Here is a 12973-nt window from a genome sequence, read left to right as displayed (position 1 = left end):
CACCGCTGCGCCAAGGTCGCCCTGGGCAACGCGCACATCTCCAACCTTATTGAGCGAGACGAAGACATCGCGCTGCGCCTGCGCATTGCCGGGATCGCTTGTCGCAAGCTGCTCTGCGATCTCAAGGCCACGGGTATACGCCGCCACCGCCGCGCCAAGATCGCCCTGGGCAACGCGTACATCGCCAACCTTATTGACCGAGACAGAGACATCGCGCTGCGCCTGCGCATTGCCGGGATCGCTTGTCGCCAGCTGCTCTGCGATCTCAAGGCCACGGGTATACGCGGAGAGCGCTGCGCCAAGATCGCCCTGGGCAACGCGCACATCGCCAACCCTGTCGAGCGATACAGACACATCGCGCTGCGTCTGGGAATTGCCGGGATCGCTTGTCGCAAGCTGTTCTGCGATCTCAAGGCCACGGGTATACGCCGCCACCGCTGCGCCAAGGTCGCCCTGGGCAACGCGCACATCTCCAACCTTATTGAGCGAGACGAAGACATCGCGCTGCGCCTGCGCATTGCCGGGATCGCTTGTCGCAAGCTGCTCTGCGATCTCTAAGAAACGGGTATACGCGTTGAGGGCGGCGGTGAGATCGCCCTGAAGCAGCAATATGTCGCCTAGATCATTCTGCACAATCGATTGTTCGCGTTGAGTGCGCGCCAACACGTAGGCAGCTTGGGCACTGCGTTGTGCCGCCTTCAGGTCCCCTGCGATCACTTCAAGTCGCGTAAGCTCGATCCAGTCCTCCAAGCTTTCCGGGTCAAGTCGGGTGATTTCCTCAAATCGCGCGATCAGGCTCTCAGTAGATTCCCGAGACCGCTGCCAAGCATCCTTCGCAAGTTGCGCGATGCGCCGGGCTGCCGCCAGATCACGCGCCGCGCGCAACCTATCCAGGATCGCAAGGGCTTCGCCTTCTTCACCCGCGTTGAAGCGTTCCAGGGCAGCAAGCCCTTCCGGCGTGGCAGCGATGTCCTCGACCGCGCGCCGATAACTTGCAATCTCATCCGCATACACCCGGTCGCGTTCCGCCAGTTCCTCAACGAAACGCTCCTGTTCCAGCGCAAGCTCGTTTCGCAGCGACTGAAGTTCTTGCGCAGTTGTCTCACCAGCACTGGCCACTTCCGCAATCTGTGCCTGTAAATCCTCGATCTCAAAGAGCTGCCGCCGCAGCTCGCGATCACTGCGCCGCTTGGTTGCTTCCAAGGTTGCATTCGAGGCTGCCAAAGCCGCTACGACCTGACGCTGAACCTCCGACACAGGCACCACCGCTTCAGCAGCCGTTTGAGCGGTCAAGGATGGTGAAAGTAAAAGAGTGGACGAAATCCCCACAGCCAGGGATAGTATGCGGAAAGTCTTTATCATGGTAGCGGTCCACAGATCTCGGTCGTAGTCCTCTCAAGCTGCTCTAGTTCGCAAGTGCGTGTTCCATCAAAGCCGCAGTAGTGTGACCCACTTGCGGTAAAACAGTCCCACGTCAGGGGTTCTACAGAAGAGCCTGTAATTCGGAAAAAGTCGCTCTCGCCAAGTGCGCCGCAAGCGACTTCAGCGTCCGTAGAAGCTTGCGTCAAAGCATCCTCACGAGCGAGGGTCTCGCTTTCGAACCCAGCCGAATTGATCGATTGGCTAAACGGTGTCTGTTGTTGCCGAGGAGTCCAGTTCTCAGTAGTGAGAATGCGTCGTGCGTCCAACATTGCGGACGCCCTATCGAACTTAGCGCCGGTCTCCCCAAACTTCTCGATATGAGCGCGCAAGGCTTCACAACTGTCTGGTTCGCGACCTTCCCATGCCAAGCGCTCTTCTTTGGTAGGCTTGTCGCCTAGACCATATTTTCCACAGAAATCCGACACATTGGGTTGATTGAAATTGATGGAGCAAAGATTGTTTTGAAGCTCTAGCAAGTTGAGAGCGAACCCAAAGACGAAAGCTATGATCACCCCTATGGTTAGCCCTGCGCACATACGCTGAACAAAGCGAACCAAAGGCCCTCGCGGTGGAGGTGGCGGCGTTCGTTGAGATGCGGCTTCTAAGTAGTTGCGAAAGTCTTCAAAGAACGCATTGCGTGGGGAGCCGCGCCAGCCGGATAGGTCTACGACCGGATGCTTAGGCAGTGTTTCGGGGAGAGTTGTCTTCTCAACTAAGACAGAAATCAAGCGCCCCGCTTCCGCGAGTGTAGCTAGCTCTTGTTCACTAATGTCATGATCGCCTCGACCGTTTTTGCTCCAAATTAGTACAGCGGGTTCCCGAAACCTGGGTGCTTCCGGGCTAGTAGCGACAACTTCAAACCTTAAATCGTGTAGGGTGTGTATGATTTTTGCTGTTTGCTTGGAAGGGGTTGTATCCTCAACTAAATGCACTTTCATTGAACTGAATCCAAAGCAATCTCTATCAACTGACGATCCGCTAACCATTGTTGATTGTCAGTTTTTTCGATCATGTCATCGGTGATTTTCAACGCTCGGATCAAATAATCCGTAGCCTCTTCGGCAAAGCCCTGGCGGATTCGAGTGACCCCAAGATTGTAGTTTGACACCATAACATCCCGCTGCGCCTCGGCGTTGCCTGGATCGATTGCGACCAATTTCTCTGCGATTTCGAGGCCATAGATATAGGTTGCGAAAGCAACAACGAGATCGCCTTTGGCCCGCCTCACATCACCAACATTTTTGATTGCACGGGCGACATCGCGCTGCGCCTGAATGTTGCCTGGCTGGCTTGCTACCAGCTGCTCTGCGATCTCCAAGCTACGCATATAAGTGGTGAGGGCGGCAGTGAGATCACCTTGAGCGCGCTGAACATCGCCAACGCTTTCGAGCAGAAAGGCGACTCCGTGTTGCGCCTGAGCGTTGCTTGGATCGCTTGCTGCCAGCTGTTCTCTGAGTTCCAGGCTGCGGGTATATACTGCAAGGGCAGAACTAAGATCACCCTGTGCCATGCGCAAATCCCCAATCTTGGCGAGCGCGATGGCTAGATCTAGTTGCGCTTCCATATTGGTCGGATCGCTTTCGGCGAGCCTTTTTTTGATGTCATGGCTGCGCATGTATGCAGCTAAGGCGGCAAAGAAGTGATCCTGTGCCGTAAACACATCACCGACCCTTTCAAGCAAAACGGATACGTCACGTTGCGCCCTCGCATTAGTAGGATCGCTTTCGGCAACTTGCTCTAATATCTCCAGACTGCGGGTATAGACGGCCAAAGCGCCAGCAAAATCGCCTTGAAACATGTACACTTTCCCTACCTTATTGAGCGACACCGAGACGTCGCGCTGCGCCAGGGAATTACCCGGATCGCTTGCAGCGAGCTGCTCACTGATCTCCAGGCTGTGCGTAAAGGCGGACAAAGCGCCCAAAAGGTCGCCACGGGCCTCAAGCACATTTCCGATCTTGTTGAGCGAGACGGAAACATCGCGTTGCGCCTTGGCATCTGAGGGATTGCTGGCAGACAGTTTCTCCACGATCTCGAGGCCACGGGTATAGGCCGCCAAAGCGCCAGCTAAATCCCCCTGCAATTGTCGCACATCCCCAACTTTGTTGAGCGATATGGAAACAGACTGCTGAGCATCTGCATTAGTGGGATCGCTAGTGGCCAGTTGCTCTGCGATCTCGAGGCCATGGGTATAAGCAGCTAGAGCACCAGTCAGATCATTCTGAGCTTGCCGCACAATCCCAAGCCTACTTAGAGATATTGATAAGTCTTGTTGCGCCTCCGCATTAGTGGGATCGCTAATGGCCAGTTGCTCTGCGATCTCGAGGCCACGGGTGTAGGCCGCCAAAGCGCCAGCTAAATCCCCCTGCAATTGTCGCACATCCCCGACTCTATTGCTCGAGATGGAGATACCCCGTTGTATCTCGACATCGACACGACCCCTGACGAGCAGTTCCTCCGAAATTTCGAGGCTGCGAGTATAAGCAGCCAAAGCGCCAGCTAAATCGCCCTGAACTCGCCGCACGTCCCCAATCCAATTCAGCGAGACAGAGAGGCTGACCTGCCTATCGGCATTGTCTGGATCGGCTGCGGCCAGCTGCTCTGCGATCTTCAGGCTACGGGTGAGGGCAGCCAAGGCAGCCTCGTTATCGCCCTGGGTCATCTGCAAATCCCCGATCCTAACGAGCGAGATGGAAAGATCGTCCTGCGCCTGAGCGTTGCCTGGATCGCTTGCTGCCAGCTGTTCTCTAATCTTGAGACTTCGCGTAAAGAAGGCCAAGGAGGCCGGGAGATCACCTTGCAGCATCAAGATATTCCCCAATTGATCACTGGCTACGGCTTGATCCCTCAACAAACTTGCGGCCGCCATTGCCGCATCAGCGCTACTACGCGCGCTGGGTAAGTCCCCTGCAATGACTTGCAAACGCGTGAGCTCAATCCAGTCCCAAAAACTATCCGGATCAAGTTGAGTGATCTCATGGTACCGCACGATCACACTCGCCGTATCAACTTTCGACCTGCGCCAAGCGTCTAGCGCCAGCTGGGCAACGCGCCTTTTCCCTGACAGAAACTGCGCAGCAATTAACTGATCAAATATGTCCAGTGCTTCAGCTTCCTCTCCGGCATTGAAGCGTTCCAAAGCAACTAGCCCGTCCGGCGTGGCCGCGATGTCTTCGACAGCGCGCCGGTAACTTGCAATCTCGTCCGCATATACCCGGTCGCGGTCCGCCAGTTCCTCAACGAAACGCTCCTGTTCCAAAGCAAGTTCGTTTCGCAGCGCCTGAAGTTCTTGCGCAGTTGTCTCGCCAGCACTGTCCAGTTCCGCAATCTGTGCCTGTAGATCCTCGATCTCAAACAACTGGCGCCGCAACTGGCGATCACTACGGCGCTTGGTCGCTTCCAGAGTTGCATTCGAAGCTGCCAAAGCAGCCACAACCTGACGCCGTACCTCGGACACCGGCACCGCAGCTTCAGCAGCCGTTTGAGCGGTCAAGGGTGGTGAAGCTAGAATGGTGGCGAAGGTTACGGTAACTATTATCGATGCTAGGTGAAATGCTTTAACCATAATTCTTACTTTAGAACGCCGTCGACCGATTGTCTTTACAATCCATGATTCACCGTTGCCCTGGCAAGCGATTGTCAGAATAGTTTACATAACCCTGATTATACGTCAGGAACGCTGACCTAAAATTGCACGTTTCGCCGAGAGTTATTGGCCCCGGCGATAACGACCGTTTTTGGCGCAAAGGTCGTGGCAAGAGGTTATTGTCACAGCGGGAGAAACAGCGCGAACTCGTGATTTCCGTGCAGTTTGGGTGATCTCGAGCTGAAAAACCTGCCAATGCTACCTGAAAGTACTTGCAACAAGTTCGGCGACGGTTAGCTTCGCAAAGGTCTATTACTGGGTGCAGGAGTGACATGGAACGAACAGCAGCTCTCTTCTTGGATTTCGACAATATATATGGGAGCTTGGCGGATGCTTCGAAAACTGCGGCCAATTCGTTTGCTGAGAACCCGCTAAGCTGGCTAAAATGGTTTGAAGATGGCCATTACCGTGACAGCAGTGACGCTCCAGTGCCACAGAATATTGCTTTGCGTGCTTGTTACTTGAACCCAGCAATGTTTGGTAAGTACAGAAAAAACTTTGTTTATTCTGGTTTTAAAACAATTGATTGCCCAGCACTAACCGGTCAAGGAAAAAACTCCGCCGACATCCATATGGTCCTCGATATTCTGGATGCGCTTAACCACAATACAACCTTTGATGAATTCATTATTCTGTCAGCTGATGCTGATTTTACGCCTGTTCTATTGCGTCTGAGAGAATGGAGGCGGGCAACGTCTGTTATATCTACAGCTGTAACGTCTTCAGCGCTTCGAAACGCAGCTACGGACACCATTGATATCGATCGATTTATCTCTGATGCCTTAAACACTGATGCTGCAAAGGGAGAAAGTGAAGCAGGAAAAATCGGTAGCTATGTGAAAGGATTTATTGAAAGTAATGGGTCGCAGCTAGCTGACGACCTCCCAGGCATCGTGATAAAAAAGTTCCCGAGCTTTCGTGAAAGCAATTGGCTCGATTATGGCACACGCCGTGCCTGGATCGCAGCTATGGTAACTGCGCACCCGAGTTTGGTACTGACGGAACAGGATGGACAAGAAACCCTAAGGCAAAAAACGATTTCATCACAAGGGTCTAAAAAATCAAATGAAGATCTTAAGTCTCAAGTTATTGCTTTCATTGAGCGGGAGGTGCTCGATGAAGGCGGGCCATTAGACGGGGCTTCAATTGGCTATAAGATCAACAAGGAGTTTGGCCCAAAGGTTAAGGAGGAGAAGTGGTTTGGATATGGGCGATTGACTGACTTCATAAATTCATCGGACGTCCAAAGCTTGGTTATCTCTGACAACATGATAACGATGCTGGCAGGTGATAGCTCATCTGCCAACGCTGACCCATTTGATGCTTGTTCCGTGGAAATTAGGGAGTTCATTGACAAGCTGAGCTCCGTCGGTTGGCCTCGGCTCTCTCCCAAACAACTCAATCTTATCTTGGAGAGTGCTTTTAAATTGATCAAAGAGGGGGTGGTAGAAAGAAATCCACTTTCAGCTTCGATACGAGATGACATTCGTAATCAGATCGAAGTCGGAACTCTTGAAAGCCGCTATTCTGTAGGTCGACAGAACGTTAACCTCGTTCTTACCCGACTGTTGTCGCAAGGGGTAAGTTTTTCCTCGTCGGGTCTTGATATTCACCAGCTTAAAACTGGCATGTGGTCATCGATGACGGAAGTTCACGAGAATATGCTAGGAGAGCCAACAGAGCGTGAGTACGAAATTATTGATGAAATCTTTGGTGTAGAAAGTCAGTATATTGAAGAAGTCGTCTGACCTACGTCTTCGCACGACAGCCAGAATCCCACCGTTTTTTACGACGAGCAGAAACGACCGTTTTCGCAGGAGAAAAGCTAATCAAGACCTACCAGAACCACGCCTGTTTTGCCTAGAGATTGTGGCAGGCTAAGCCATCGACCCTATTCGGCGTGGGGCAAGTACCAAGTTAGCCAAAAGTCTGCCAAACATCCTCTATAAATAGCACTTGCTTAGGTTTAGCTTTCATCTTTGTGATCTGCTTGTTCCGCCTCAATCAATGAGGGTGTGTCACCCTTTTCATGTGGTGCAAAAAATTCAGAAGCTGGACCCTTTCCAAATCTTTCAATTTCTCGAAGCGCTGTTTCGACCGCTACCGTCCGCGCATCATGATCTTCCCCTGCAAAATACGAAAACGGATACCGTTCTGCACTCGGATCAGCAGTAGCGGATGCAAAGCGTACAGTCGTAGAGACAGTGGTAAAGCTGGTACTACAGACCTGTCCTTTTTCTTCTTCTCCTTGCATCCCGTTAGCATCAAGCTGTTTGGTTGTCTTCGAGCGCACGTCACCGTGAAAATCGGCAAAAGTAACCGTGGTTTCGACCCAATCAGACAGTAAAAGCATGCGGCCTTCTATCTTGAGGCCGTGCGCCAACTCCGTAAGATAACGCGCAGCAGGGAATGCGATTGCAATAATGACAGGAGATAACAAATATCGGACACCCGTTTGACTCAATGAGCTAAGAATGAGCGATAGAATCGCTGGCGTCACCAAAACCAACAGCAAGATGGAGGCCGAAAGCGAAAGTGCATTCCCTATTCGTAAACGCCTCACTCCGACGCTTTCGTAAGGATTATCTGCTTCCCGGTAGTCCTCTTCGACAAGCATCGATATCCCAAAATCACCGGTATCAATCACAGATCGTGATCCGTCTTCTTTTTGGTTCTCTGAGACACGGGCACGCCCAAAAACACCTTGAGCTTTTAGTTTTGAGCGGATGTGCCTTGCAAGGCTCTGAGCAGAGACCGGCAATGATATTGGGTAGTCGGACTCACGCTCCCGTACGTCACTTTCACGTGCCTCAGAAGAGTTCAACGCAAGAAGCAGATTCCTGTCCAAGAGGCTACGAATGAGACCTGCGATAAAATAAAGCAGAATGGCGGCAACAATCATTAGCGCTCCACCAGCAAGGTAAGCGTAAAATTCGACTTTGCTAACACCAAAGCTGGCCAACATGAAAGCGACCGTCGCGAAAGCAGCTACTGCAAGAAATAGAATACGAAAAATTCGACCGAACACAAACAGTGACCTAGATTTTTCGATGAACACCTCTCTAAAAAATGGAAGAATATCAATGGTTTGACCGCGAAGAAAAAGTCGCTTCTCGCGGCTGAGCAGTAGCTGGTATTCAAATGGTTCCCGTTCAGATAGTTGCTGAGACATTGCTGCTAATTCTGGCCCTCGCGACAAGCGAATTTTGTCCCGAGGGATTGGTACAAACCGTTTTAGCGCACTACCCCAAAAATCAATCCATGCACGCCTCGCCATACGAGACCAGAATACAAGTAGGCAGAAAAGGCTGGTAGCCGCCGAGAAAATCAATACCGAATTTCTTATGGCCACTTCTCCAGTTACCGCATTCCAAAATGAGTCGGCGCTTAGCTGACCAAACGAGGCAAACCCATCTTGTGGCCAAGCGGCAGCGACGTCTGGAAAAACTTGCCTCAGGCTGGCCGCAACCAGCCATATAACAAGCCCCCCTACAAATAAGACAATCGCACCAAAAACTGCGGACACCCATAACTGCATCCCAACGGCAAACCGTTCCCGTTCGTCAAAATTCATACTTATAAATCCTGCATTTTCGTGAAGTTTCCCGTTACCACGACGCAAAACCTACCTTGCAACCTGATCTGGCTACGAGCGTAATTAGGCCATCAATATCAAGCAAACGGCCGATTATTATACAAAGGCCGCGCCCCGTAACCCGAGATTCCTCGCCATTCTGTTCATCAAACCCTCTGCCTCTCGGTTCCAATAGTATACGCGTACTTGCCTAGTGCCCATCACACTTTCAAAGTGAGTTGCGTCAGAATCCTCCATTAGAAAGTCTCCAACATCGATTACCTTGGCGGCTTCAATCTGGCGTAACTTTGCTTTCCTCACAAATAGTCCCGCTTGACGCTGCTTCTCATCACGCGACTGCGGTACAATGAAAAAGACAAAGTTCTTAACCTTAGTACCCCAAAAAACCCGCCGTTTTGCAACATGGGTCACTGGTACAGTAAGTTCGCTTAAGAATTGATAGGTGTCTGACTGGAGCAGCGCCTCATCTTGATCCATCTCACCGTAATCGTCCAGGCCAAGCAATGGGTTCGGTGTATTGCGAAAACTGTCGCTCTTTAACCCGCCTGCAAAGGCCCACACCATACATATAAATTCAATCACAAACGAAAGCATCAGTGTTGGAACGGTTGCGTCTAATACTCTTTGATCAAACCCTCCGCTGACAATATCACCTGAAAAGAACAGGCTCTTACCAAGGCTTTGGACTACTCCAATGGTATTTTGGATAGAGTCTGTTAGGACCGGATCCGTACTTCCTGTGGGTGGTTCTGGCACATCAAAACTGGTGGACACAGCATTCATCGCCGTCAAGACGGCTTGGGACATGTCTGGGTCGCCGCATACTAAAGTTGCGCCCGCGTCATCAGGATGAACAAATCCGTTGGAGAACCCGTTACTCACAACTCCCAACCTAGTGGAAGCTTCCGAAAGGCGAGGATCATCCAATAGCGCTACGGCCTTTACATAAAGGTTTCGGCGATCCTCAGGCGTTCGGATGGTCGAAACTTCTGAACGCAGCGAAACTGCGTCATTCATCAAGTCTTGCATCACCCCGGCAACCCCATTCAGCTCTAAAGCCAAATTTGCCCTAAGCGTTGTGCGTGGCCCCGGCCCGCCGCCAGAAGGGTTACCCACGCAAGTTCCACCATCTGCTTCTTCATCTTTTGCACGTTGCGAAGAAAGTGTGGCCGCAGAACGTGTTTCGTCCCTGGCCAGCCTAACGATTGAGTAGACCTCACTAACAGTCGCATCTACACCCGAAAGAGCTTCACGATTCTTACCTTCTGTCAAAAGATCATTGTTTATGAGTAAGTTATTAGTACCGCTAGCGAAAAGGCCCGATATCCCATTGAAAACAAGGCCCCCACAGAAGAAAAGCAAAACCAACAGGTACTTACCTCGTGAAAAATAGTGGCCTGCCAGGCGATGCAGAGTTGAAAGAGCGGCCACAATGACTGTGCTTACAAAAATAGGAAGCAATAAGCTCAGGATTGGCCAGTTCTCTGAACTAGGAATTGCCTTCAAGATCGGAACATCTATGAACACGCCCCACAGCCCCACAGCTGTAGTCGCAATCGACCAGAAGATGACCAGGTAGACAAACAGACGCGTCATATTAACCTCTTAGTTGATTGCGGACTCAAAAGTTGACCACATAAGGGCCGTCAGATCATTCGTGTAGATTTGCCCCAACGGCAGCTGAGCATCCGGAGAACCCAGCATAGCGATGACAACAAATGGACGGCCGTTACAAACGGTATAGAAGCCTATGAGCTTGTCTCTCCACTGCGCCGGAACTATCGAATCTGACGTTCCCGTTTTGGCCGCGCTGAATTTGCAGTCTTCAACCGCCAAGCGCTCGCCAAGATTAGATGCGGTCCCACCGCTTTGAAGCGGTGATGATAGCCAACTTCTTGACACCTGATATGCCATTGGTTGATCAACGATGGTGCGCAAGGACAGAAGATCGCCGCTGTCGCTCGCTTGAATTATGGATCGACGAATTTCACCGGCGCTCATTTGAGCAGCGAATGTCTCAACAAAATTCATCGGTGACATGACAACAGCGTCTCCAACAGTGATCCCACGCTTTATCTGAACTTCAGAGGCTGTGGGGTCAAAGGCTGCGCCCACCAGTTCCAGGTACTCGCGAAGTAGGCGATCCCCAACATGTTTCAGAGCGTTTGCAATGCCGATGTTCGAAGAAGTCGCATATATTTCAGACAAGCTCTTAGTGTTTTGCCCACAATCATCGCTGCCCGGAAAGCCACGAGGAATGGGGTCATGAAGCCCGTAAATTGGTCGCAAACATTCTGTTGTGATCCCCGCCATTGCTATCAACGGTGCAACTATAGCTTTTCCCAAAGACCCTATTGAACGGTGCGGTGCGGTTTCGTCTGGGCCTTCAAGCAGGCCGTGGCGTGTTTCAAATTTCACACGAGTTAATAATTGACCGTCAATAATCTCGCCCACAAATATCGCAACGTCTGCCTGCAGTGCATCAGCACAATCTCCACTAAAACACAGGCTACTACTGCCACGCTGAAGATATTGGGGAAGTTGATTTGAAACAGACTGTTCTGCTTGCCGGTGAGCAGCCGCGTCAAGCGTAAGAACTATCGGGCTATTTTCATCAGCACCAATCTCCAAAGAACTCAGCTTGAGTCCGGGCACGTTTCGCGCAAGAGCAAGGTCGGGATTATAGTAGCCAGATGGCCTTGGTTGTGGCGGTGCCATCTGATCAATTTCCATAAGCGCGTCTGAATATGCTTGGTTACTGGCAAGAAAACCTTCCGACAGCAGTTCAGCAACACAGCCTTTCGCCAAGGATACCGTCTCCGACCAACGCTTTGCCTGATGTTCAATCGCACTCAAAGAATTCCGCGACTGGCCCAAAACGCGAACGGGGACATTTGCGGCCGAAACCACAACACACGCCTCTGCCCAAGAGGGCATCCCAAGACTCTGACGCCCAAAAATAATTCCACAAAAATCACCGGATAAGACGCCGCCAAGGCCCGAGCCAGACCCGCCCGTCAGACAAGGCATGTTTTCGGCAACAAGCCGGTCGCGCTGTTCCTCGGTCGGTGCAATGTGCGCGGCTGTCGCTGGCAATCGCGCAATACTGCCGAGTTTGGCGGTCCAAGAGAGACCTCCCCCTTGACCTAAAGCATTTTTCTGAGCGGTTTCTAAAGGAGTCGATGCACCAATAGTTACGCCATGCGTAACTTTAGCACGAATAATTTGATAGGGTGCGGCGAGATGGAATCCCAAAACGCTGCCGCGGCCGAAATATTCTCCTTCTCTCAGAGCATAAACATCCGAAAGCCGCGAAACAGCGTCATCACTCAATGGTGCACTACGGTGAGATGGTTCTTGAATTTCACAAAAATCTTCATAAGGCCGATAGTAGCCAAGAAGGTCGTGATTTTCATCTACAAGCGGCATGCGCACAGCGCATTTGAAGCCAGCATCTATGGGTGCAGCAATATTCTCTGGAACCAAAGACTGGGCTGCTGATGTAAACAAGCCTTCTGTCCCGGAAGGAGCCATCAGCGTGGTCCCGTACACAGAAGCATAAGCCACGGTCCCAACAAGTAGACTGCCAACCGCAACCTTTAGTGGCTTAGACCCCGGCATCTTCAACGACGGAATAACCAACCTCGGAAGTGTCGCTCTCGTCCCAGAAGATGTTCCAGACAGCAACCTTGTAGTCGCCCGGCTCGGGCGAGCTGTGCTTATGCTGCCAACTGCCCTACCAAGAAATCCATCAATGAAGCCGATCAAGGGATGCGGCTTGACTGTGTTCATTGAAGCAATCGCATCATCAATCTTTTTACGATGCGCTGCGCCCTTCTGTCCGGCTTCTTCAAAGCTGATCATGTTGCGCCCCCAATTACAAAGAGGGACATGCAAAAAATCGCATTCAAACCGCTAGGCGCTAGAAGCGCCGAGGTGCGAGACAGGTTTTTTGAGGATACTATTACCAACGTAGCGCTCCCTCCACCGTTCACTTTGGAACAGATTAAGGAACCGTTAACGCAAACACTCACGAATGTAAACATTCTTGAGTGTTTTCTCTTTGCGTGCCAGAAGTGCCTCAACCATCAATGATCAAGGCGTTAGCTAGAATTTACGTCGAGTATTGCTGCTAGGCAGCGGGGCAACCAGCGTTTAACCAGTACCTGATCGCGGTTTCTATCGCTTCACGTCTGCTACTGGCAACTTGGTCCGCCGATGCTTCAAAGCGGGTCTTGAGGTCGGGATCAACCCGAACAGAAAGAACCTTCTGTTTCTTGTTAGCCTCGGCCGACGCTGGCAACTCAGGG

General features: G+C 51.5%; 7 protein-coding genes. 1 reads left to right on the top strand and 6 read right to left on the bottom strand.

What is annotated here, in order from left to right; genetic code table 11:
• The 3 genes from V8J84_RS16640 to V8J84_RS16630 form a co-directional block, all read right to left on the bottom strand.
• Window positions 1–1293, bottom strand: a 1293-nt coding sequence (locus V8J84_RS16640) for a tetratricopeptide repeat protein (protein ID WP_339933277.1), incomplete at its 3' end; no start/stop codon positions are given.
• 65 nt (window positions 1294–1358) lie between these two features.
• Complete coding sequence (locus tag V8J84_RS16635; protein WP_339933275.1) at window positions 1359–2360, bottom strand: hypothetical protein; 1002 nt, start codon at window positions 2358–2360, stop codon at window positions 1359–1361.
• A complete protein-coding gene (locus V8J84_RS16630) occupies window positions 2357–4915 on the bottom strand; it encodes a hypothetical protein (protein WP_339933273.1) in 2559 nt (852 codons plus the stop codon). The genes V8J84_RS16635 and V8J84_RS16630 overlap by 4 nt, the downstream gene beginning before the upstream one ends.
• Before the next feature lie 425 nt (window positions 4916–5340).
• Between V8J84_RS16630 and V8J84_RS16625 the strand changes: the two genes are divergently transcribed.
• Entirely contained in the window at window positions 5341–6816 is a 1476-nt protein-coding gene (locus V8J84_RS16625) for an NYN domain-containing protein (protein ID WP_339933271.1), read from the top strand.
• Window positions 6817–7034: 218 nt separating this feature from the next.
• Here V8J84_RS16625 and V8J84_RS16620 read toward each other — a convergent pair whose 3' ends face one another.
• The 3 genes from V8J84_RS16620 to V8J84_RS16610 form a co-directional block, all read right to left on the bottom strand.
• A complete protein-coding gene (locus V8J84_RS16620; protein ID WP_339933269.1) occupies window positions 7035–8642 on the bottom strand; it encodes a hypothetical protein in 1608 nt (535 codons plus the stop codon).
• A gap of 117 nt (window positions 8643–8759) precedes the next feature.
• Window positions 8760–10259 (bottom strand): hypothetical protein, encoded by a 1500-nt coding sequence (locus tag V8J84_RS16615; protein ID WP_339933267.1) that lies wholly within the window; start codon window positions 10257–10259, stop codon window positions 8760–8762.
• Window positions 10260–10268: 9 nt separating this feature from the next.
• Entirely contained in the window at window positions 10269–12527 is a 2259-nt protein-coding gene (locus V8J84_RS16610) for a hypothetical protein (protein ID WP_339933265.1), read from the bottom strand.
• Window positions 12528–12973: the final 446 nt, after the last annotated feature.

It is taken from the genome of Yoonia sp. 208BN28-4, assembly GCF_037543925.1.
GTDB lineage: Bacteria > Pseudomonadota > Alphaproteobacteria > Rhodobacterales > Rhodobacteraceae > Yoonia.
The sequence above is the reverse complement of the archived record's forward strand: the minus strand, read 5'-3'. Positions and strand labels throughout refer to the sequence as shown.